This is a genomic window from Dyadobacter sp. HNCC25DJ187, assembly GCF_056895255.1.
Genome location: NZ_JBXHAT010000001.1, coordinates 755,770 through 780,121 on the forward strand (window position 1 = coordinate 755,770; position 24,352 = coordinate 780,121).

Sequence of the window (24,352 nt, forward strand, 5' to 3'; positions counted from 1 at the left end):
CTGTAATCCTTCCTAGCTGAAAGGGTTATGTTATTTAAATTGATTACCCAGCTCTGAAAAGCCGGCTATCGAACTGAAAAGGCTCTATATCAATCACTTTTACCTCATTGGCATCCGGGTGAGCAGGATTAATAAGGTAATTGGATTCGTTTTTTACTACGACTGAAGGAACCTGAAGTAACAATGATCTTTTTTCACTGATCCATTTATCACCTGTTTCTCTTGTCCATTGCGGCTCCATCTGCCAATTCCCGGGAACTTCTATTCCTTGGGTATACTTTAATGAATCCGGAACATATAGTACCACAACTACATAGTCAGGAGGTGGTGTTGGCTTTTGCCAATGTACAAGTACTTCCAGCATTGCCAGTGACCTTCTTGAACAGGTATATATCATGGCGTTGCGTGGAGAGTTCCAACGCCCCCCATAATAGTAAGCTCCCATCCCACTCAGATCCTTCTGGTATTCCGACCTTGTAATTCTGAATAATTCCATGAACGATAATCTGGTCAGGATTTAAGTTGAAAATAGATCAGGCGAATATACCATGCTCAATACGCCCTAACTCCGTCTTGACCAATTCTATTCCTGCGTGCGTTCGTAAAAAGTGAAGTGGTTTCTCGTTGCTTAAAGCAATAATTCTGCTATTGAGCCATTCCAGCAGATACTCTTTTCCTAAAACCCTTGTTCCTACCGACATTACATCAGCCAGGGCTATCAGATGATCTGAAACTACATTGCTGAGCAAATCGGTATCTTCATAACGAAGTAAATTACGCGGTGTTACAGGTAAAAGCGCGATCAACTCTTTTACATCCAAACCCGCTGAATCAGCCAGATGCTGAATTGCGGCTTTGGGAACTCCGTTTTCGGCAAGGAATGCCAGATCAAAATTATCTTTTACGGTATGTTTCAGAACTCCGTAACCTCCTAACCGCTCGTTCACCATTATCGCTGTCATATTCTCTGAATTTAATTCCTGGAAATATGTCCTCAAATATACGACATTTTTCCAGGAACCTATTTTTTATAACAAACTTTGCAAACGAATGTGAACTGCACGTTTATGCGCATCAAGCGATTCAGCTTCCGCCATAGCTTCAACAGTAGGGCCAATGGCTTTAATTCCTTGCTCAGTAATATGCTGAACAGTGATTTTTTTAACAAAACTATCTACAGAAACGCCGCTGTATGCCCTGGCATAACCATTAGTGGGTAATGTATGATTGGTTCCTGACGCATAGTCACCACAGGATTCCGGCGTATAATTTCCAAGAAAGATAGAGCCTGCATTAATGACCTTCTCGGACACGGCTTCTGCATTTTCTATACTCAATATCAAATGTTCCGCCGCGTATTCATTAAGCATATCTAGCGCTTCCTCTTGCGAACCTACCAGAATAGCCTTACTATTGGCGATCGACTGTGCAGCAAGTTCCTTACGGGGAAGTTTATCCAGTTGTGAAGACAAAGTCAGATTTACCGAAGAAAGGAATTTTTTGCTGGTCGAAACCAGTAACACCTGACTGTCAGCTCCATGCTCCGCTTGTGAAAGTAAATCAGCAGCTACAAACGCCGGAACAGCAGAATCATCGGCATACACTGCCACTTCTGAAGGTCCCGCAGGCATATCAATCGCAACACCTTCTTTGCTAACCAGCATTTTTGCAGAAGTTACATATTGGTTACCCGGACCAAATATTTTGTATACTTTAGGTACACTTTCAGTTCCGTAGGCCATAGCTGCGATCGCCTGCGCTCCGCCAATGCGGAAAGCCCTAGTTACACCTACTAACTGAGCTGCATATAAAATAGCCGGATGATTGGAAGGCGTACACAGGACAATCTCCTTACATCCTGCCAGTTGAGCAGGTATTCCCAGCATCAGAACCGTACTGAATAAAGGTGCGGTTCCGCCCGGAATATAAATTCCAACCTTTTCTATACCAACACTTTTGCGCCAGCAGGTTACCCCTGGCATGGTTTCAATCTTCTCAGGTTGTTGTACCTGAGCTTTATGAAACGTGTAAATATTATGATAGGCTTGCCTGATTGCTGACTTCAATTCGTCGTCGAGCAAACCCGCTGCCTGATCTATCTCTTTCTGATCAAAAGCCAGGTCAGAAAGCTCGGTATTGTCGAACCTGAGGGCAAGCTCTCGCAACCCTTTATCACCCTGCTTCCTGACCTGTTCCAGAATGGGCAAAACTTTCTGTTCTATAACACTCGAATCCTGTACAGGCCTCGCCAGCAGTGAAGCCCATTCGGACCTGTCAGGAAATGCAATAATATTCATAAACCGGATATAATATTCGTTGTCCGGCCGACAGCTGATTGCTGCCAACCATCAGCCATTTAAAGAATCATCTTTTCGATTGGGATCACCAGGATACCTTCTGCACCAGCCTGTCTGATTTTCTCAATATTTTCCCAGAATTCATTTTCATTAATTACAGAATGCAACGAGCACCAGCCTTCAGTTGCCAAAGGCAAAATGGTCGGAGAACGCATACCGGGAAGGTATTTGATAATTTCGTCCACAGACGTAGTTGGGCAGTTTAACAAAATATACTTGTTATTTTTGGCAACCTGCACAGATTTGATACGGAACAGCAACTGATCAAGCAACTCCTGCTGACCCGGCGAGAGGTGTTTGCTTGCGATCATCACCGCTTCTGACCGGAAAATAGTTTCTACCTCTTTCAGACCATTACTTAGTAAAGTACTTCCTGAGCTAACGATATCACATACAGCATCAGCCAAACCAATACTCGGCGCTATCTCAACAGAACCACTGATTTCGTGAATCTGGGCTGTAACATTATTTTCTTTGAGGTATTTATCCAGCAACCTCGGATATGTTGTGGCAATACTTTTTCCTTCCAGATCCTGCACCCCTTGGTAATCCTGTTCTCTGAGGACACCAATAGACAGGCGGCATTTTGAAAAGCCCAACTTATGAACGGTGTCCACATCTCTGTCTGACTCCTCTGATACATTTTCGCCTACAATACCTAAATGTGCAACACCATCTTCAACATAGCCAGGTATATCATCGTCCCGTAAAAAAAGGATTTCTGCCGGGAAATTAGTTGCAGCAGTTTTTAATTTGCCGCCACCATTGTCGAAACGGATCCCACATTCTTTAATCAGTTTCAGTGAATCCTCACTCAATCTTCCTGATTTCTGTATTGCAATTCTTAAAATATCGTTCATGTTCATTTCAGGTTCCGGCATTACCTACCCCTGCTATTAAGTATAGATTTTTATATTTTCTTCAATTCCGAAATTATCCGAGCGCAGACACAATCTCCTCAATTTCTAACTTCTGCTGTTCACCCGTTTTCATATTTTTTAATGTAAGCTTACCCGACTGTATCTCATCGGATCCTATCAAAATAACAAATGGAATACTTTTCCTGTCTGCGTAATCCAACTGCTTTTTAAGCTTTACAGAATCAGGATACATTTCAGCATTAACTCCTGCTTGTCTGAGTCTTGGCAAGATTGTCAGCCCATATTCAAATGCTTGCTGATCAAAATTAGAGATCATCAGTTTCGTACTGGTCGCCTGGCTGTCCGGGAAGAGATTCAGCTCCTCCATGACATCATAGATGCGATCTACACCCAGCGATATACCAACGCCCGATATTCCTGGTACTCCGAAAGTTCCTGTAAGGTTATCATACCGTCCACCGCCGGATATACTTCCGATCTGCACATTGTTGGCCTTAACCTCAAATATAGCACCTGTGTAATAAGATAGTCCACGTGCCAGCGTTACGTCAAACTGAATTTTGGGATTTTCTATTCCGAGCAAAGAAACCATTTTCCAAACCTCCTCCAGTTCGGCAATTCCTTTTAACCCCACTTCCGAATTGCTCAACCACTGTTTAAGTCCTTCGAAAGGATTGTCTGTAGCAGAAAGAGAAAAAATCGGATTCAGTAACTGAATACTTTCAGTAGAAAAGCCACGTTCAGCCAATTCCTCTTCCACTTTTTCCTGACCTATTTTATCCAATTTATCAATAGCAACACAAAGCGGACCTTCCATTCCTGTCGCTCCTATTACGTCAGCAATTCCGGTTAGTACTTTGCGATTATTGATTTTGACAGTAAAATCTGTAATTCCCAGAGCTGGTAAAATATCATGAAGCATATTGACAATCTCAGCTTCACAAAGTAGCGAATCAGTACCCACTACATCGGCATCGCACTGGTAAAACTCGCGGTAACGTCCCCTTTGCGGTCTGTCGGCGCGCCATACGGGCTGAATCTGATAACGTTTAAATGGCATAGCCAGCGTCCCGCGATTCATCACCACATACCTGGCAAACGGCACTGTCAGGTCATAGCGCAATCCCTTTTCCGAAATTTTCGAAGTCAATGGCTTGTAACCCTCTGTATAATCCTTATCTGCAAGCTTGCTGGTAAAATCACCTGAATTAAGGATTTTAAAAAGTAACTGATCACCTTCTTCTCCATATTTACCCATCAACACAGACAGATTCTCAAATGCGGGGGTTTCCAAAGGCAAAAAGCCATAACGTTGAAAAGAGCGCCGAATGGTTTCAAAAATAAAATTGCGCTTTGCCATCTGTTCCGGACTGAAGTCGCGGGTTCCACGGGCAAGTGATGGTTTACTCATTGATAATTATTAGATCAAAAAACACTGGTTGGCTTCCCTTCCTTCAGTTCAGTAATGCTAAATAAGTCGCATATCCTGAAATTAACACACGAAAGACGTGCAAATCGTTCGGGAAACGTTTAAAACCGTAAAGTTAGAAGAGCTTGTGCAATATTTATGATTATTATCTTCATTATTTACACACAAATCGCTAATTTTGCGGCTCTTTCACAAAACAATAATTTTAAAATGGGAGTTACGGAATTAAAACGTAAAGGTCGCAGAAATAAAGCAGTAGCTAACAATCGTACCGCTACAATTAAGAACCTTTTGCGCAAGCCAGAAGTACGGAACGTTGATGTTGAGGCAATTAAAGCTCAGTTTGAAGCAAATAAGCAATAGTCACAAGCCTTTCCGATACAATGTTATCAAACAAGTCCCTGTCAATCTCTTTTGGTAGGGCTTTTTGTTTTCTTATCTGGGAGTAATTTGCGGGCTGTCTTAGAATTTACCTTACGGAGCAACTGACGCATACTACGACGGGTCTCGCGACGAACATCAAGCAATATCCGAAAACGTAACGCCTCTCCAAAGAGTACGAGACCGCCATTGATCAAAACAAGACTATACAATCCAAGCAGAACCCATACCTGTGTAGGCTCACCAGTACGACGCTGATGAGCAGCTTCGCTGAGAACTGTAAGACCGAAACTGAAAAGCAACAATCCAAATGGTGCAAGTATCATCCATTTAGTCCTTGTTGACATACGTTTGATCAGCTTCTTGCCAGGCGGTTTTGGGTCTATCGATGGAATCATGTACTTTGTTTTCCTATTAACGATCCTAAAATTATTAATTTTTAATCAAATTGGTTTAATGAAAGCCATCATAAGTTTAGTTTTAAGATATATTCCCCGTCCCTATCTGCAATTGGTAGGACATTGGGCTGCCCGGTTGTTGAGTCTGCTATATATCGGAAACAAGGTTGAATGCCCTGTATGCAACAGTCAGTATCGCAAATTTCTCCCCTACGGCAGAAACACAAGCAGTCGCGAAAATGCACTCTGCCCTGGCTGTTTGTCTCTGGAAAGGCATCGCCTGATGGGCCTTTATCTGAAGCGTAAAACCAACTTTTTTACCGCCAATTTAAAAGTATTACATGTAGCTCCTGAATACTGCTTTATTGAACGTTTTGACAATATGCCAAACCTGGATTATATCACAGCTGATATTGAATCCCCTCTGGCCAAGATCAAAATGGATATCCATCAAATTCCATTTGATGAAAACACATTCGACGTAGCATTTTGTAACCACGTGATGGAGCATGTTGATGACTACGTACTGGCGATGAGCGAATTACATCGTGTTTTGAAGCCGGGTGGGTGGGCACTGATACAATCTCCGCAAGATATGAAATTTGAACATACTTATGAAGATCCAACGATCACGGATCCGAAGGAAAGAGAAAAGCATTTTCTTCAGAATGACCATTTGAGATTGTTCGGAAGAGACTACGGACGAGAGCTGGAAAAAGGCGGATTTAAAGTGATTGAAGACCGTTTTGTAATGGATGAGCTTTCGAAAGATGAGGTGAAACGATATGCTTTACCAGGTGAGGAAATTGTCTACTTCTGCCAGAAAGTCAATAATTAAGCATTATAAATTAAGAATGAGGAGTTAAAACAAGCTAAAGCCAACTCTTCATTCTTAACTTTTCACTCTTCACTCCTAATTCTCCATTTTCTAAGAAGGATACTCAATCGCCGCTCCCGTTTCACGGTGCGATTTCTTCTCCCAAATCCGTTTCCAGCCTTCCTGCATAAACCCTATTCCATAGCCAAAAAGCTGTACAAAAGCCGCAGCGATGCTAAGGAAAGCTACATGTACACTGCCGGTGCTTTTCAGGGCATCTATAAATAGAAGCAGCACATAGGTAACCAACCCGATAATTCCCAATAAAAAGAATGGTTTATAGGTGATATACCAAAATGGTATGCTACACACTCCTAATGTGAACAGCAACGGAAATGTATGAACCAGCTTTAATTCATCCGGGTAAAAACGGGCAATATTGATTCGGGCTCTGCCAAAAAATTTCAGTTGCTTATAAAACTGTCCGAATTGGGTACGTCGCTTATGATATATAAATGCTTCCGGAATGAGTGCAGACCTGAAGCCCAGACGTATTGCTGCTATACTGAAAAGAATATCCTCCCCCATCCGACTGGTCAAAAAACCTCCTGTTCGCTCCCAGACTTCACGGGAAAGACCCATATTGAAACTTCTCGGGTGGAACGTTCCACCCATGTTATTTTTCTTGCCCCTGATTCCACCGGTTGTAAAAAGCGATGTCATTGAGTAGCTGATTGCCTTTTGTATAGGAGTAAAAGATGGGTGATCCGTATCCGGACCACCGTACAAATCTATAAAATCTGCATTCAGCCGTTGCGTCACCACAGCAAGATAATCGGGCTCTATCAGCGCATCTGAATCAAGCAGAATAAAATAATCTCCTGAAGCTCTTTCAAAACCGTAATTCCTGGCAAATCCCTGTCCTCCATTTACTTTAAAGAAGTAGTGAATATCTAAATTGGTTTTGAAAGAATTGACTACATCCTCTGCCACTATTTGAGAACCATCCTCAACGATAATCACCTCGAAGTTGCGATAGGTTTGAACAGAGAGGCATTGAAGCAACTCATTGAGTTCATCAGGACGGTTATAAACCGGAATAATTACGGAATATTTTCGCTCTGCCAATTGCATGTTAATTATTTAAAGAGGCTTTAAGCGCTACTTCATTGGCTGCAATGATCTTGTCAATATGTTGATCTTCTAATGCGGTAGACAAGAACATACTTTCAAATTGAGAAGGCCCCAGGTAAATACCCTGATCAAGCATGGAATGAAAATATTTCCCGAATGCTACAAGATCAGAAGATTTGGCAGATGGAAAGTCAGTCACAGTTTGTCCTGTAAAAAACAGTGTGTACATGGAACCGATATGATTCACCGTGTAATCCAGGCCCAGTTTCGCAATGGAATTCTTAAACCCATTTGTTAATTTCTCACCCGACGCTTCCAGTGTTGTATATACTTCAGGATGCTCATTCAAATAGGTAAGCATCGCAAGACCAGCCGCCATGGCTATAGGGTTGCCAGATAGTGTACCAGCCTGATAAACAGGACCTAGCGGTGATACCCAATTCATAATTTCAGCTTTACCTCCATATGCACCTACCGGCATTCCGCCTCCGATAATCTTGCCCATGGTAGTCAGGTCCGGCGTAATGCCGAAACGCTCCTGCGCCCCCCCTTTTGATAAACGGAAGCCCGTCATTACTTCATCAAAAATCAGAACGATACCTTCTTCGTCACAAATGCGTCTCAAACCTTCCAGAAAACCCGGTTCAGGTAATACACATCCCATGTTGCCTACAACAGGCTCCAGAATCAGTGCTGCCACATTTCCTTTGTTGGCATCTACCAACTGCTGAACAGCATTCAAATCATTATAGGCAGCCGTTAACGTGTCATTTGCCACACCTTTGGTAACACCTGGACTATCCGGTGCTCCGTGCGTAATGGCACCGCTTCCTGCAGCAATCAGAAAGCTATCTCCATGCCCATGATAACAGCCTTCAAATTTGATGATTTTGTCACGACCTGTAAATCCACGGGCTACTCTGATGGCAGACATGGTTGCTTCCGTTCCGGAATTAACCATCCTCACCTTTTCAATGGAAGGCATCATACTGGTAATTAACTCAGCGATTTCAACTTCTCTGCGCGTAGGCGCACCAAAAGAAAATGATCCTTGTACGGCGTCAGAAACTGCTTTCTGAATCAACTCATGTGCATGACCCAAAATCATCGGTCCCCATGAGTTGATCAGCTCTATATATTCGTTCCCATCCTCATCATATACATAAGGACCTTTTGCAGACTTGATAAACACGGGTGAACCACCCACAGCTCTGAATGCACGTACAGGTGAGTTAACACCACCCGGAATAAATTTTTGAGCTCTTTCGAAAAGATTCTTACTTGTTTCTCTGTTCATTTTATACTGATTCTATAGCTGCCATGATACAAGAAAAAAGTATCTGATTGCAAACATGTATTGTAATTACTTATTTTTTTGACATTTCTTCTTCAATTTACCGGAATCCATTTTCCTCCACCATTGTACTTTAAAACCGGAGTCACCTGATTATCATTGGATTTCGTATAATCAAAGCCCGAAAGCAGATAATCGTCGGTATGCTTTTTCATTTGAATCCCTTTTTTCACGCCACTTTTATACTGATTCAGCATTCTGCCAAAAAATAAAAGCTGGTCGTATCCCTGGTAAGAATAAACGGAGGGAAAGGTGTTGGTAGCGTTCCAGTATGTTTTTTGAAATTCCCTGATGCCTTCTTTATCCCTATCTACATAGTCCGTCTCAATCAGATACAGGCGTGAGCCGTATTTGGCTACTCTCGATTGCTGCAGATTGAAACTTGTTGAAGTTGCCAATATTGGTGTTGTCAATAATTTACGCCCATTTAGCACATCAATCACGATTGCACCAGTGCTCATATCGGTTGAAAACAATGCAATATGGGCAGGTTTGGTTACTTCAAAAGTACCCATTTTCGATTCCAGCCATTCTCTTTCGGGACGGATTTTTAGCATTTCAATCACCTTGCCCCCTTTTGATTTCCATTCATCAGCATAAGAAAACGCCATAGCAGAATCCTTTGAACTGCTACCGTAGTAAATGGCTACGGATAAACCAGGAGCTATTGTTTTCATCCACTGAGCACCCTTCTGAATCTGATATGGAATAGCGGGATGTCCCAAGTACACGTTTGATCCGGCATTAAGTAAAGTCGCATCGGTTGAAAGGGGATTAAGCATCAGGATATCTGAATCCGAAGTCGCTTGTGCGGTAACATCAAAAGTTCCTGTGTAAAGCGGGCCAATCACAAGGTCCGATTGACGGAAGGTAGAATTAGCTACCACACCTTGCATTGGCTTTGGGTCATTGCTGATATCATAGGCCCATAAGTTCACTTCGATTCCTTCAGAATGCAGCTTTTCCTTTGCCAGTGTCAAACCCAGGTAATAGTCATAAGCGAACTGATTGGACCTGCGTTTGGAAGCGCTGAATTCATCCAGGCGAAATGGCAGCAATACTGAAACATCAAATCCTGTTTTTTTCCATTGGTTTTCACTCTTCTGAATCGTATTCTTGGGAGTATCAGCTACAATCGCTTTCTCTTTGCGGCTTATCTTGAAATCCTTTTCCAGCTGCGCAGCATACTGTAAATCTGTTTTTGACGATCTGGGAGATGATTCTATGAATTGTACTAATACTACCGCCACTTCTCTGTCTGAAGGATAGAGCTTCTGAATATCACGTAATTTAGCTACATCATTGATTTTATTGAAATGGTATTGTTTCAATGACTGTACATCTTTTCCCAGCGAAGAATCTTTTACCTTTTCCAGATACGACATCGCTTCTTTGATCTGGTTATTTTCAAAACTAATTGCCCCAAGCAGATAATAGGAATCCGCAATTTTGGGCCATCCCGGGTATCTGCTCACCTGCTGAAGTAACATCTGCTTACTTTCACGATAACGCTTCAACTGAAAAGCCGACAGTGCATAGTAATAGTGCGCATAAGGGGCAATAGCTGCATAGGAAGCATCCGGGTTAGCAATCGTTAATGGTGACAGCTTTTCCAGAGCAGCCCCGTAGCGTTGCTGTGCATAGTCGCTTAAAGCCGCTTTGTATTTAGTATCTGCCTGTGAGTTTCTCTGTGCGAGTAACCCTCCCATATAACAGAATGATAATATCAATATTAAAAAAATCCTTAATTTCATTAGCCTTTATGCATTACGAGTTAGAACGGAAAATTACAAAAACTGATCATACCGAAAAAAGAACGGGCAATGTTTCGTTGTAGAAACATTGCCCGCAGGAAAAATTATCAACTAAGTTATTTCTTTTTAGCGCGCTTTTCAAGTTCAGCCTGTTTTCTTTTAGCTTCCTCTGCTGCTTGCAAAGATTTTTCCAGATACTTCTGGAACTTGGTCTGCTTTTTCTCTCCGGATGCATTCTTTCTACGGTTTTCATCCAGAATGGCTCGGATTTTATCTTCATTAACAAACTTCTTGATCAAAAGCTGTTGTCCGATCGTAACTATGTTTGAAACAAAGTAGTAGAACGTCAAACCTGCCGGAAATGAATTCAGAATGAACATAAACATCAAGGGCATGATGTAGCTCAACATCTTCATGTTCACAGGACCTGGCTGTGTGGGCGTGATCTGGTTATTATAATAGGCGTAACCGATACTCGAAGCCGTCATCATAATCGTAAACAAACTGATATGATTACCAATTCCGAAAGGAATAGTGAATGGCAATTTGAAGAACGAATCATAAGTAGACAAGTCATTCGACCACAGGAAGTGCTCTTGTCTCAGCTCAATCAGGTTTGGAAACAGGAAGAACAAGGAGAACAATATAGGCATCGTTGCCAGCACCGGAATACACCCGCTTAGGGGACTTACACCAACCTGCTGATACAATTGCATCTGATCCTGCTGCTGCTTCGCCATATCGTCAGGATTTTTCTGACGAATCTCTTCCAATTCGGGTGCAAGCATTTTCATTTTGGCCATACTCATATACGATTTGTAAGTGAGTGGCATCAAAAGTGTTTTAACAAACAATACAAGGCATATGATCAACAAACCATAGTTGGAAATAAATTTCTCCAGGAAGTTGAAAAGAGGTACAAGGATGAACTTATTAATAGGCTTAAGGAAAGCATAACCCAGATACACATTCTGGTCAAAGTTCTCAGCCTGTACTTTATCTACAACATGGTATTCATTTGGTCCCAGGTAAAACTGATAATTTGCCTCACCGCTCTGAACTGCTGAAAGAGGTATACCAGCCACAACACTCATCGTTTTTACTACCACAGAATCAGACGGATTAACATCTGCTTTCAAAGATACGTTTGACATCGGATGTTTGTTAGCGATCAAACCTGCCAGGAAGTACTTATGCTTAATGGTGAACCATTTGACAGGATCCGCAGTCTGAGCCTGTTCTGCAGCTGTAGGGCTAGTTGCAAGGCTCTGAAGCTCGTCTGTATAGTAGTTGATGGTAACCACTTCACGGTTCTTATGCATGTCGTTTTCTAACTGCAACAGATCATTCTTCCAGTCGAACTGGACAAACTTGTTAGCCTGGGCCGCACCATTCGATTTAATGCCATACCCTATCAGATAACCGCTACCGCGAACAACATAGGTTTGCTCTACAAACTGATTGTTTGGTAAAGTTGCACGATAGGTAACTACAGCTGAATCGTTAGCAGCAAGTTTTTTACCTTCTGCTTCAGTCGTAAAATTCAGATCCGTAAGTCTCACATCTCCTGTTGGAGTAGGGAGATCTATCTGAAATTTGTTATGGTTTTCGGCGATCAGATAAAGTGGCTTCTGATCAAATGTTTTATATTTTTTCAACATGACCTCTTTCATAATTCCACCTTTACTGGTGAAAACGATACGAGCATCTTCTGTTTCAAAAACAATGTCTTTTGGAGTGACCGGCGCAACTGCACCAGAATCAGCACCAGTAAGTTGTACAACTGCAGTGTCGGCACTGGCTGCACTGATTACCGAAGATTGGGGGGTATTGTTTTTTACCTGAGTTACAGGCGTCGGCTCCACAGGTTTTGGAACCAGCATCTGGTAACCTATCAGCATTAGCATGATAAGTACTAAGCCGATTATAAAATTTTTATCCATTCTAAACTTTAAATTATTGAAAAAGTAAACCCTGTTTGGGAGCGCAAAGGTAAGAAGTTTTTCCCGACTGCACGTTTAAAAACAGCGGATTACTCCGCCATTCAGGAAATTACAGATCTCTTATTTTGAGAATAAACCAGCGCCGCTTTAATGAAATTTACGAAAAGCGGATGTGGGTTCATTACTGTACTCTTCAGTTCAGGGTGAAACTGCACACCCATAAAGAACGGATGTTCCGGTAGTTCAACCATTTCCACCAGGTTATTTTCCGGATTAATGCCAGTCGCTAACAGTCCTTTTTCTTCGAAGTTCTTAAGGTAGGCATTGTTAAATTCATAACGGTGACGATGCCTTTCTTTGATATTTACTTTACCGTAAATACGATTCGCAAGTGAATCTTTCTTGATTTTACATGGATATGATCCCAAACGCATAGTTCCTCCTTTGTTAGAAACGTCTTTCTGGTCTTCCATCAGGTGAATGACTGGAAATTCAGTCGCTGCATCCATCTCAATAGAGTGTGCTGTATCCCAGCCGATTACGTTTCTTGCGAATTCAATCACCGCCATTTGCATACCCAAACAGATACCGAAGAACGGGATTTTACTTTCACGAACATGCTGAATGGCTGCTATCTTACCGTCAATACCTCTTTCCCCAAAACCTGGTGCAACAAGCACTCCATCCAATCCAGACAGCTTTTCGATTACATTTTCTTCCGTGAGGCTCTCTGAGTGTATCCATTTAATATTCACCTTGCATTCATTTGCAGCACCTGCATGTATGAAAGATTCAACAATGGATTTATATGCATCGTGCAGCTCAACATATTTACCAACAAGACCAACCGTTATCGAATCCAGTGGATTTTTCAGCCTGGAAAGGAATGTTTTCCATGAATCCAGATCCAGGTCTTTATCATTATATATATCAAGCATATATAAAGCACGCTGATCCAGTCTTTCTTTTAACATCAAAAGAGGCACTGCGTAAATAGTATCAGCGTCCATGGCTTCAATCACCGAATTGATCTGCACGTTACAGAACAATGCAATTTTCTTACGGATGTCATACGGCAATGGATGTTCCGTACGACAAACCAGGATATCCGGTTGAATACCAGCCTCCTGCAACATTCTTACTGAGTGCTGTGTTGGCTTAGTTTTTAATTCTCCTGCTGAATTCAGATATGGAATGAGCGTGAGATGAATGATAAGCGTATCCTTTTCATTCATCTCAAATTTGACCTGACGTACTGCTTCAAGAAACGGAAGAGATTCAATATCACCAACACAACCTCCTATTTCAGTGATGACAATATCATAATCACCAGTCTGCCCGAGCAGGAGCATGTTTCTTTTAAGCTCATCGGTAATGTGAGGAACCACCTGTACCGTCTTTCCAAGGAAGTCCCCTCTTCTTTCCGCAGTGATTACATTGTGGTAAATCCGTCCTGTCGTAACATTATTAGCCTGTGAAGTGCGAACATTGAGAAAACGCTCGTAGTGACCAAGGTCAAGATCCGTCTCAGCACCATCATCCGTTACATAGCATTCACCATGCTCATAAGGATTCATTGTACCCGGATCAATATTCAGATATGGATCAAACTTCTGTATTGTGACTGATAGACCTCTGGCTTGCAGCAATTTAGCCAATGAGGAGGCAATTATTCCTTTGCCTAATGAGGATGTGACACCGCCCGTAACGAAAATGTACTTAGCGGTCTTTCGTGCTTTGGAAGCCATAAGACTTTGCTTTTTTTCTATGATTACGGGATACAAAGGTACAGCAAAAAATGGTAGATTTTTAAGCTGCCTTCACGAAATATTTACGCAGATGACGTTAATGAATTGTTAATCTACACTGTTAAGGCACAAAATAATTTTTTAAAAGCAGAAGATGTATTGATTTAATACCAGCCGATAGAACATAAATGCTATCCCTTACGACTAAAAAGAGCCTGGTTATTTCAAAATAGGAACGAAAATTAACTTTCAGATATAGAATCGGCAAATTTCATTTTTGTATTATTCCGTTTCTAAAAGATTTGCTACAAATTTTTAAACTCAGTATAATAAAGCAGCCGCCCAGCTAACAACGCCGTGTTTTCCAGGCAGCTATTAAGCACCTCTAGCCTAAATTCTTCTCTAGGTACAACCTATTCCTAAGATAGACGGTCTTTGAAACTCTCATACCCATAGGTGCGGATCAATTTAAAATCGCCATTTAATGCAACCATACCAATGGAAGGTAAGTTAACACCGTTAAAAGTGGTTGTTTTGACCATCGTATAATGGATCATGTCTTCAAAAATAAGTCTGTCACCGATCTGTAGTGGCTCCTTAAAAGAATAATCGCCCATATAGTCTCCGGCAAGACAGGTCATCCCTCCCAGTCGGTAAGTGGGCATATCTGCCACCGGTTCCTGATACGCGTTTATAATTACGGGTTTATATGGCATTTCCAATGTATCTGGCATATGTGCAGCAAATGACGTATCCAAAATTGCAACCTGTATGCCCTGGCTATCCATGACGTCCAGCACCGTTGTTACAAGTTCACCCGTTCTCCAGGCAATAGCTGATCCCGGTTCAAGAATTACATCAATATCATATTTTTCGCGAATCGCTTTCACCAAAACAATGAGCTTTTCAATGTCGTATCCTTCGCGTGTCATCAAGTGACCTCCACCCATATTCAGCCATTTAGCCTGGTACAACAAATCTCCAAACCTATCTTCCAATGCAGCAAGGGTACGTTCCAAAGTATCCGAGCCGTTTTCACATAAGGTATGAAAGTGAATTCCTTCCACTCCTTCCGGAAGAACATCCGGCATTTTATCCCTCGTAACCCCTAAACGCGAGCCGGGCACACAGGGGTTATACATGTCGGTGGCTACTTCTGAGTACTGTGGATTAACACGGATTCCACAGGAAAGTGAATGAGATGGATGTTGTCTTTTGAAATCTTCCACCCGATCTTTAAAACGTCCCCATTGACTCACAGAGTTAAATGTGATGTGACTACTCCTCTCTAATATCTCGGAAAACTCCTGATCCAGGTAAGCAGGCATATAAGTGTGTGCCTTGTAACCCATAAAATCATTAATCAGCTTCACTTCATTCAACGAGCTGGCTGTAGCACCTCTCAGATATTCCTTTACAATAGGAAATGCACTATACATGGAGAAACCTTTTAGTGCAAGAATGATTGTGCATCCCGCCTGTTTCTGCACAGAATCAATTAATTCCAGATTGCTTCGTAATAGCTGCTCTTGCAAGACAAAACAGGGAGATGGGATTTGGTTATAATCAAATGACATTTTCAAAAATAAATAGATTAATGAGTCAACAGCAAAAGACTTTGTTTCTTTACTTTTACAACAAAAGTAGAGCTTTGAGGTTCGATAATATCAATTCATTTTCATTTTATAACATATTCATAATCGGATGGCGTTTTTAGTGCTGGATGTAGAAATGACAGGACCAGAGCCTGGCTGGAATGAAATCATTCAGATCGGAGCGGAATTTTTTGACGATCAGTGGCAGTCCCGCGGTACGTATCTGCAGAATGTATACCCTGAAAATGAAGAAGCCTTCTCATCCAGATCTGAGGAAATACATGGATTGTCGATGGATGATCTGGAAGATGCTCCAATGATTTATGACGTTTTACCGGAGTTCGAAAAGTGGATTAAGAAGCTTAATTCCGGAAAGCCTAATTTGTCCAATGTGATCATATGCGGACAAAGTGTAATCAACGACATTAATTTTCTGAGGTATTCATACCAGAATGAAAAAATGAAGTGGGGCTTCTCTAATAAGATGCTTGATCTGCACACCGTATCCTACCTCTTTTTTCAGATTCTGGAAAAAAATGGGAAACAGGTTCCGCGCTCACTCAGCCTGGGATCGGTATCTTCTTATTTCGGCTTTGACCGGGAAGAAGACACACATAATGCACTGGAAGACGCCCAACTCACTGCGAAATGCTTTAAAGAGTTTTTCAAACTTATTGATCAGGTAAAACTGGTATGATCGATTACAATCCTAAGGAGTGGTTCAGGTACATTTTCTATTTTCAGAAAGCAGATACCACCAGGAAGTTGCTTCCTATGATCATCACAATCGGCGTGTATTCCAGTGCGCTGGCCTATTTTATTTTAGTATATCTAAATCTAAGCGACAACAGTGATCTGAAAAATATCTCAATCATGCATTCGCTGCTGGGGTTTGTATTGTCATTACTGCTCGTATTTCGCACTAATACAGCTTATGACCGATGGTGGGAAGGACGAAAGCAATGGGGAAGCCTTGTGAACTGCAGCCGGAATCTGTGTTTAAAAATAAGTGGCCTTATTCCAAGGGAATATACTGCGGAAAGAAATTTCTACAAGCATATGGTTCCAAATTTTGCCTATTCGATGAAAAATCATCTCAGAGGAAAATATGTTTCTGCAGAATTCGAAGATGCTGACTGGGTGACAGCAGAAGGCCTGGATGTGAAAGAACACATACCCAACCAAATCGCTGCTCTCATCTTTGCGAAAACCATTGAATTGCAGAGACGCGGACTGCTGTTGCCGGAAGAGGTTTTATTGTTAAATCATGAACTGGAATCACTTACCAATATTTGTGGTGCATGCGAACGTATCAAGAATACACCTATTCCCCTCTCCTACAGTTCGTACATCAAGAAGTTCATTTTCGCTTACTGTATTACGTTGCCTATCGGGTATGTTTTCGTTCTGCACTTTCTGATCATACCATTCGTCATGTTTGTATTTTATATACTGGCAAGTTTAGAAGTAATTGCAGAAGAGATTGAAGATCCATTCGGAGACGATTCGAATGACCTGCCGGTAGAAAGGATATGTGGTGGCATCAGAACAACATCTCACGCCTTACTGAACTGATGTTGCATTCGTTCTATTTAGCTCATATGATATCGTGCCGAATCTTTAATCCAGTACAATACTCAAAGAGGCTCGGAACATACATCTATGTTTTCAATTATTAGCATATCATTAGAATACAGAAGGAATTTATTAGAATTTAAATTTTCTTCAAACCCTCATTTACAGCCCAAAAATGAGGGTTTTTCTGAAAATTCATAAAATATGAGGCTATATCAAACCTAATTTTACAAATTGGAAGAAATTTTAACGTAACGACGCTAAAATTTTAACGTATCTGATAAAATATAACAATTAGAAGGAAATTAGGACATTTTGGTGGTCTGACAAAAAGTTGTTTATTGCATATGTCCCTTAAAAAGGATTTAATAAATATGTTCAAAAATAGACTTTTAGATCATGATAAAATCAAAATTTGTCTCAGCAATCATATTAGCCGTTTTTGGAACAATTGCAGTAAATGCACAGTCAATTGTAGATCCAGGCGTCTCAGTATATAATTACAAGCACCCGAACAAAGCAGCGAAAGCCAAGGCAGCTCAGGAAGAGAAAACCATAAGGGTAGCCAATATGAATACCGTAGAGAACTATTATAAAAGACAAAACAGAGGAACAAACGTGAGTACTACTCCAAAGTATGCACCACGCCCTGCCAGTCTTGTAGTAACAAAAACCTATCAAAAGGAAGGTGTTGATATTAACCCATTGGTTTCTCCGCGTAACTACAAAACGCCGGCTGGAAACACGGCTGTAAGGCCCAACACTGAATTGGCAGATTACTACAATCCGAAAGACAGCACGACGCTTCCTACAGTAGACTAGGAAGTCTCAGGTAATATGTATCGAACCGGCACACCATTGTGCCGGTTTTTTTGTGCCCGATTTTGAATAATCATTTACACATATATTCCTCAAACACAGCAAGTTCTTAGGAATATCCAACAAAGGTAAGGTGCATGAAATTTGTAATGATTTGTTTGAAAAATATATAGATTAACAAAGGTTCCATTTCTATTTTTGTGTAACCATACAATCCACTGTAGACTGGTTAAAAGCATACAGATTAAGCAGCATTTAACCATTTCACAGTTATTATTTCTCAATTCAGTAATTATTTCAAAATATGTACAAACAGGGCATAGCCAGACTTTTAGCCTTGCACATTTTCTTTTTTCTTCTTTCGCGCACGGGCAGCGGCCAGACTTTAAGTATCGGAGAAGCAATCCGTACCGGGCAGAACAGCTACGGAACCATTAAAGCCAAATCGTATATTGTCAATGCCTCACGCGCATCAGCGACACAGGCCAGAAAGGATTACCTGCCTAATGTCAACTTTTCACTCCAGCAGGATTTTGGAACCATTAACGGACAAAATGGCCCTTTGTATGGAATGGGTCTTGCAGTGGCATCGTCAGGTTTACCCCTTCCCGATCAGAACTGGAATTCAGCATTTGGAGCTTTGTATCTTACCAATGTGAACTGGGACTTTTATGCATTCGGTCGCGCGCGGGAAAAAATCAGAGTAGCTGATACTGCAATTTCCAGAGATCAGAGCGACGTGAATCAGGAATTGTTTCAACATGGTGTACGCGTGGCTGGAGCCTACCTGAACCTGCTGGCAGCTCAAAGATTGATACGATCCTGGGAAAATAATCTGGAGAGAGCGGTAGCAATCAAAAATGTAGTTGCTGCCAAATCCAAAAATGGTCTTGTTCCCGGAGTAGATTCGTCCTTTGCCAATGCCGAAATATCCAATGCCAAGATTTCGCTTACGCAGGCACATGATCAGGAGCAAGAACTGGCAGCCAGGCTTGCCCAGCTGATGGGCATCACCGAGCAAGAGTTTGCGCTTGATTCAGCTTTTGTGAAGGCTATTCCGAGTGTATCACCAGATCCGTCAAAGATCGGCACGCATCCCTTACTCCAATATTATAACAGCCGCATAGCTTTCAGTGATCAGCAGGCAAAATATTTTCATACTCTTGGACTCCCCACTTTATCTATGTTCGGCGTGTTTCAAGGTCGGGGAGCGGGATTTTCTGCGAGTTACGCAGTCAATCAACATGCCTACACTCAAAACTATCTTGAGGGGATCAAGCCAGTCAGAGCCAACTATCTGATCGGTGTAGGGGCTACATGGAACGTTACGAACATACTTCGCATAAAACAGCAGGTATCTTCGCAAAAATTTATCTCTCAAGCCTACAAGGAGGAATATGATATGATTGACAATCAGCTCAAAAATCAGCTGATGCTTGCAGAGAACAAGATTCAAAATGCCATATCTAATTTCACCGAAGCACCCATACAAGTTAAGTCAGCATCGGACGCCTACCTGCAAAAAAGTGTTCTGTATAGAAATGGATTAAGTAATATCGTAGATATCACACAGGCCCTGTATCTTTTAAACCGTGCTGAAACGAGCCGAGACGTCGCTTATATAAATGTATGGCAGGCATTCCTTCTTAAAGCCGCTGCTTCGGGAGATCTGTCAACCTTTGTGAATCAGTAAATATCACATACAATGGTGATAGCAGCATGATAAGCCTATTCCTTTAATCAATATAACTCAATGGATTTAATACGTTTCGCACTCCGCAAACCCATCACCATTATCGTAATTGTGGCTGGTTTGTTGTTTTTTGGTATTAATGCGGTGCGATCAATCAAGGTGGATATCTTCCCAAAACTTGATTTGCCGGTCATGTACATCGCTCACCCATTTGGTGGATATACACCTAATCAGATGGAAACGTTTTTCGGCAAACAATATGTTAATATCCTGCTGTATGTCAATGGGATCAAAACCATCGAGACGAAGAATACACAAGGACTTACCTTGATGAAACTGAGCTTTTATCCGGGTACAAATATGGCTCAGGCATCGGCAGAACTTAGTGCATTCACGAACAGACTTCAGGCGATATTTCCACCAGGATCCAATCCGCCTTTCATCATCAGGTTTGATGCTTCTACACTACCGGTTGGGCAGCTGGTACTGTCCAGTGAAACACGGTCTAACAATGAATTGCTGGATCTTGCCAACGTTTACGTTCGATCTTCATTTACACAAATTCCCGGGCTCGTTTCTGCTCCGCCGTTTGGAGGCAATCAAAGAACGATCGTGGTTAAAGCAGATCCTGAACTGCTCAGGTCTCACAATATGACCACGGATCAGCTGGTAGAAGCAATCAAACTCAATAACCAGACTGCCCCTTCCGGAAACGTACGTATAGGTGATAAAAATTACATCACTCCTACTAATACCACCGTACGTACAGTGAAGGACTTTGAAAACATTCCTCTGTTCAAAGGAAGTGTGCAAAATCTTTATCTACGTGACGTAGCTACGGTAGAAGATGCTGCCGATATCACCTCTGGTTATGGACTCGTGAACGGTAAAAGATCTGTTTACCTCAGTATTGCAAAAGGTGCAGACGCATCTACCTGGGAAGTGGTGCAGAACCTGAAAAATGCACTACCTAAAATTCAGAGCACTTTGCCGGAGGATGTACACATCAGCTATGAATTTGATCAATCGGTGTATGTGATGAATTCAGTAATGAGTTTATTTCATGAAGGTGCTATCGGTGCGGTCCTCACAGGATTAATGGTATTACTGTTTTTAGGCGATGCCAGAGGAGCACTTATCGTTGTCCTGACAATTCCTGCATCAATTATTTCCGGAGTACTGTTTCTCAATCTTTTCGGTCAGACCATCAACATCATGACACTTAGCGGTCTGGCACTGGCTATAGGTATTTTGGTAGATGAAAGTACTGTAACAATCGAAAATATACACCAGCATTTCGACATGGGTAAGCCCAAAGCCCTTGCCATATGGGATGCCTGTCAGGAAATTGCCTTTCCTAAGCTACTGATTCTCTTCTGTATACTTGCTGTCTTTGCTCCAGCCTTTACCATGGGCGGAATTCCAGGCTCTCTGTTCCTGCCACTGGCACTTGCTATCGGGTTCAGCATGATTGTATCCTATTTCCTGGCTCAGACTTTCGTACCAGTTATGGCAAACTGGATCATGAAGGTAAAACATCACAAGAATGCAGATGGAACAGATATGACTGATGCGGAAGAGTTTGCCTCTGCCAAATTAACTACAAACAGTGCTGAACTGAAAGAGCACCTTGCCCACAAGCAAGATTTAGACAACAACGGCAAAATAGGATTTTTTGAAAGGATCAGAAACAGGTTCAACAGATTTATCAATCGCATGATGCCCTACCGTCGTCCGGTTGTGATTACCTATCTGATAGTGACAACTGCAATTGCAGGATTTATGCTTACCAGAATAGGAAAAGATGTACTCCCCAAAGTAAATGGAGGGCAGTTTCAGGTGCGCTTACGCGCTGAAGAAGGGACCAGAATAGAGCAAACTGAACAGAAAACCTTAAAAACCATTGACCTTATCAAGGAAGTGGTAGGTGAAGAGAATGTGTCTGTAACTTCCGCTTACGTAGGTCAGCACCCGGGTTTATTCTCTATCAGTCCGATTTATCTCTGGATGGCCGGCCCGCAGGAAGCGGTAGTACAGGTAGCACTGGAAGAAGGTGTACATCTGAATCTGGACGATGTGAAGGAGCAGATCCGGAAGCGCGTTGGCGAAACGATTCCCGGTCTGAAATTATCCTTCGAACCTATTGAATTGACAGACAAAATATTGAGTCAGGGGTCCCCCACTCCAATCGAAGTAAGAATGTCAGGAAGGAACAAATCACTGAACGAGGAATATGCAAAAAAAGTGATCTCTAAACTTACAGAAATTTCCTACTTACGCGATGTACAATTGGGACAGAGCAACAAATATCCTTCTATCAACATTGAAGTAGACAGAATCCGTGCGGCCCAGCTCGGGGTGGATATGAACGATATTTCGAGGTCGTTGGTAGCTTCTACCTCATCCTCCCGCTATACAGATAAAAATATTTGGGTAGACGAAAAAGGTGGGTTCAGCTACGCTGTCCAGGTTCAGGTGCCTGAAAGCAAAATGTCGAGCATTAATGATATAGGAGAAATTCCTTTACTTAAAAATGCATCAAGACCGATTCTGCATGACGTCGCTACCATTACGCCGGATTCAACATACGGAGAAAATGATAACCTGGGATCTTTGCCTATTTTGACTGTGACTGCTAACCTGAATAATCAGGATCTTGGCGTCGCTCAAGCAGATGTACAGTCGGCTATTGCGTCACTTGGTGAGCTACCACGGGGATTGAGCGTGGAATTGATTGGGATGAGCCAAACTTTAACCGATACACTTGAAAGCTTGCAAAACGGCCTTATTGTTGCCATCATCGTTATATTCCTGATGCTTGCAGCGAATTTTCAGTCGTTCAAAGTTTCGGCTATTGTGCTGGCTACCGTACCTGCCGTCATACTGGGTTCTCTTGCTCTATTGATGCTAACCGGATCCACATTAAATCTGCAGTCCTACATGGGTATCATTATGTCAGTCGGTGTTTCCATTTCCAATGCGGTGCTACTGGTAACGAATGCAGAAGATTTACGACGATTTGGAGGTAATGCGGTCAATGCCGCTAAGGAATCCGCTTCGCTGCGCTTACGTCCTATTCTGATGACTGCGGTGGCCATGGTAGTTGGAATGATCCCTATGGCAAGTGGTTTAGGCGAAGCTGGCGATCAGTCGTCCCCACTTGGCCGTGCTGTTGTAGGCGGACTAATCGCGTCGACATTTGCTGCCTTATTCATTCTGCCGCTTGCATTTGCCTGGGGACAGGAAAAAGCGTCAACAAAAAGCGTTTCGCTGGATCCTGAGGATGAAGAGAGCCAGTTTTATATACCCGCAAAAAAGTAACCTGCTAATCGAAAAAAGAAATATGAAACATACATCAACATTAAACACTGCCCTGATGGGAATATGCCTGTTGGCGTTGGCTCAGGGATGCGGATCGGGTAATGCAAAAGAAGACACCAAGGAAAAGAAAGCACCTGTTGCAGAAAAAGTCACTGAGGGATTTTTACTACAGAAAGGCGCTATTGCTAGTTCTTTGCAGGTTCCAGGCGAACTTATCGCATTCCAGCATGTAGATTTATATGCAAAGGTGAGCAGTTTTGTTAAGAAGCTTTATGTTGACGTAGGTTCAGAAGTAAAGGAAGGACAGCTTCTGGCTACTATGGAGGCTCCTGAGTTATCCTCTCAGTATGCAAGCAGCATGTCAAGACTCAAGTCTCAGGAGGCTATTTATATGGCAAGTAAAGCAAATTATGACCGCCTTCTGGAAACCAGCAGAACACCCGGAACGATATCTCAGAATGAGCTGGATCTGGCATTGGCCAAACAAAACTCTGATCTTGCGCAACTTGAAGCTGCCAGATCTGTCACTAAGGAAATTAGCGATACGCGCAACTACCTGGAAATAAGAGCACCATTCAGCGGCATCATCACTACAAGAAATGTCAGTACAGGTGCCTATGTAGGTCCTTCCGGAAAAGGTTCTGAATTTCCCTTATTCACATTAGCCGAACAGCGTAAACTGAGGCTGGTTGTAAGTGTGCCGGAGGCATACAATAGTTATTTAAACAAGCAAAGTGAGGTAAACTTCAGCGTGAAGGCGCTTCCCGGTCAGAAATTCCCTGCTAAGGTCTCGCGCATGTCGGGCGCACTGGATACCCGTTTACGCTCGCAGCGTGTAGAGATGGATGTACTTAACGATAACAGACATCTGCTGCCGGGAATGATAGCAGAAGTATCAATTCCCCTTAGCCGTGGGAAGGAGTCTTATGCGGTCCCCAAGTCTTCGATACTTCATTCTACATTAGGCACATTTGTCATTCGGGTTGAAGATAACAAAACAAACTGGGTCAGCATTCGCGAAGGAGCCAGCGCAGATGGGAAGACTGAAATTTTCGGTGATGTTAAAGAGGGGGATATATTAATTAAAACTGTTTCTGAAGAAGTACGAAACCACACAGCGATAAAGAACCTGAAAACTGCATCACTTTAAACT

20 protein-coding genes are annotated in these 24,352 nt (G+C 42.2%); 8 read left to right on the top strand and 12 right to left on the bottom strand.

Annotated elements, in window-relative coordinates; genetic code table 11:
• Positions 1-43: 43 nt before the first annotated feature.
• From AC1XUE_RS03025 to hisS, 5 genes are all read right to left on the bottom strand, one after another.
• Complete coding sequence (locus AC1XUE_RS03025) at positions 44-496, bottom strand: RES family NAD+ phosphorylase (RefSeq protein WP_483354451.1); 453 nt, start codon at positions 494-496, stop codon at positions 44-46.
• A 37-nt stretch (positions 497-533) separates the two neighbouring features.
• The gene (locus AC1XUE_RS03030; RefSeq protein ID WP_483354452.1) at positions 534-962 is read right to left on the bottom strand and encodes an antitoxin Xre/MbcA/ParS toxin-binding domain-containing protein; all 429 of its coding nucleotides are present in this window, start codon (positions 960-962) and stop codon (positions 534-536) included.
• A 66-nt stretch (positions 963-1,028) separates the two neighbouring features.
• Positions 1,029-2,297 (bottom strand): histidinol dehydrogenase, encoded by a 1,269-nt coding sequence (gene hisD / locus AC1XUE_RS03035; protein WP_483354453.1) that lies wholly within the window; start codon positions 2,295-2,297, stop codon positions 1,029-1,031.
• 59 nt (positions 2,298-2,356) lie between these two features.
• Entirely contained in the window at positions 2,357-3,217 is an 861-nt protein-coding gene (hisG, locus tag AC1XUE_RS03040; RefSeq protein ID WP_483354454.1) for an ATP phosphoribosyltransferase, read from the bottom strand.
• A gap of 73 nt (positions 3,218-3,290) precedes the next feature.
• Positions 3,291-4,649, bottom strand: coding sequence for a histidine--tRNA ligase (gene hisS / locus AC1XUE_RS03045; protein WP_483354455.1), 1,359 nt, complete (start codon positions 4,647-4,649; stop codon positions 3,291-3,293).
• A gap of 156 nt (positions 4,650-4,805) precedes the next feature.
• Here hisS and AC1XUE_RS03050 point away from each other — a divergent pair, with 156 nt between their 5' ends.
• Positions 4,806-5,030, top strand: a complete 225-nt coding sequence (locus tag AC1XUE_RS03050) for a hypothetical protein (RefSeq protein ID WP_483356022.1) — start codon at positions 4,806-4,808, stop codon at positions 5,028-5,030.
• Between the two features lie 41 nt (positions 5,031-5,071).
• Here the strand turns inward: AC1XUE_RS03050 and AC1XUE_RS03055 are convergent, their stop codons facing one another.
• Positions 5,072-5,446, bottom strand: coding sequence for a hypothetical protein (locus AC1XUE_RS03055; protein WP_483354456.1), 375 nt, complete (start codon positions 5,444-5,446; stop codon positions 5,072-5,074).
• Positions 5,447-5,504: 58 nt separating this feature from the next.
• On the opposite strand from AC1XUE_RS03055, the gene AC1XUE_RS03060 reads away from it, so the two are divergent.
• Positions 5,505-6,284: a class I SAM-dependent methyltransferase gene (locus AC1XUE_RS03060; RefSeq protein ID WP_483354457.1), complete on the top strand. Its 780-nt coding sequence runs from the start codon at positions 5,505-5,507 to the stop codon at positions 6,282-6,284.
• Positions 6,285-6,374: 90 nt separating this feature from the next.
• Here AC1XUE_RS03060 and AC1XUE_RS03065 read toward each other — a convergent pair whose 3' ends face one another.
• From AC1XUE_RS03065 to nspC, 6 genes are all read right to left on the bottom strand, one after another.
• On the bottom strand, positions 6,375-7,397 hold the full coding sequence (locus tag AC1XUE_RS03065; protein ID WP_483354458.1) for a glycosyltransferase family 2 protein: 1,023 nt from the start codon (positions 7,395-7,397) through the stop codon (positions 6,375-6,377).
• A gap of 1 nt (position 7,398) precedes the next feature.
• On the bottom strand, positions 7,399-8,694 hold the full coding sequence (gene hemL, locus AC1XUE_RS03070) for a glutamate-1-semialdehyde 2,1-aminomutase (RefSeq protein WP_483354459.1): 1,296 nt from the start codon (positions 8,692-8,694) through the stop codon (positions 7,399-7,401).
• 92 nt (positions 8,695-8,786) lie between these two features.
• Positions 8,787-10,460, bottom strand: coding sequence for an ABC transporter substrate-binding protein (locus AC1XUE_RS03075; protein WP_483354460.1), 1,674 nt, complete (start codon positions 10,458-10,460; stop codon positions 8,787-8,789).
• 161 nt (positions 10,461-10,621) lie between these two features.
• Complete coding sequence (gene yidC / locus AC1XUE_RS03080; protein WP_483354461.1) at positions 10,622-12,448, bottom strand: membrane protein insertase YidC; 1,827 nt, start codon at positions 12,446-12,448, stop codon at positions 10,622-10,624.
• A 101-nt stretch (positions 12,449-12,549) separates the two neighbouring features.
• Positions 12,550-14,196 (bottom strand): CTP synthase, encoded by a 1,647-nt coding sequence (locus AC1XUE_RS03085; RefSeq protein ID WP_483354462.1) that lies wholly within the window; start codon positions 14,194-14,196, stop codon positions 12,550-12,552.
• 419 nt (positions 14,197-14,615) lie between these two features.
• Positions 14,616-15,773 (bottom strand): carboxynorspermidine decarboxylase, encoded by a 1,158-nt coding sequence (gene nspC / locus AC1XUE_RS03090; protein WP_483354463.1) that lies wholly within the window; start codon positions 15,771-15,773, stop codon positions 14,616-14,618.
• A gap of 127 nt (positions 15,774-15,900) precedes the next feature.
• On the opposite strand from nspC, the gene AC1XUE_RS03095 reads away from it, so the two are divergent.
• The 6 genes from AC1XUE_RS03095 to AC1XUE_RS03120 all read left to right on the top strand — a co-directional run bounded on the left by AC1XUE_RS03095 (position 15,901) and on the right by AC1XUE_RS03120 (position 24,349).
• Positions 15,901-16,488 carry a 3'-5' exonuclease gene (locus AC1XUE_RS03095; protein ID WP_483354464.1) on the top strand — a complete coding sequence of 196 codons (588 nt, stop codon included), beginning with the start codon at positions 15,901-15,903 and terminating at the stop codon, positions 16,486-16,488.
• Positions 16,485-17,366 carry a bestrophin family protein gene (locus AC1XUE_RS03100; protein ID WP_483354465.1) on the top strand — a complete coding sequence of 294 codons (882 nt, stop codon included), beginning with the start codon at positions 16,485-16,487 and terminating at the stop codon, positions 17,364-17,366. Before AC1XUE_RS03095 ends, AC1XUE_RS03100 begins: the two co-directional genes overlap by 4 nt.
• A 399-nt stretch (positions 17,367-17,765) precedes the next feature.
• Positions 17,766-18,188, top strand: a complete 423-nt coding sequence (locus AC1XUE_RS03105; protein ID WP_483354466.1) for a hypothetical protein — start codon at positions 17,766-17,768, stop codon at positions 18,186-18,188.
• A gap of 301 nt (positions 18,189-18,489) precedes the next feature.
• Positions 18,490-19,878, top strand: coding sequence for a TolC family protein (locus AC1XUE_RS03110; protein ID WP_483354467.1), 1,389 nt, complete (start codon positions 18,490-18,492; stop codon positions 19,876-19,878).
• A gap of 60 nt (positions 19,879-19,938) precedes the next feature.
• A complete protein-coding gene (locus AC1XUE_RS03115; RefSeq protein WP_483354468.1) occupies positions 19,939-23,199 on the top strand; it encodes an efflux RND transporter permease subunit in 3,261 nt (1,086 codons plus the stop codon).
• Between the two features lie 22 nt (positions 23,200-23,221).
• Positions 23,222-24,349, top strand: a complete 1,128-nt coding sequence (locus AC1XUE_RS03120) for an efflux RND transporter periplasmic adaptor subunit (protein ID WP_483354469.1) — start codon at positions 23,222-23,224, stop codon at positions 24,347-24,349.
• The last annotated feature ends 3 nt before the right edge of the window (positions 24,350-24,352 follow it).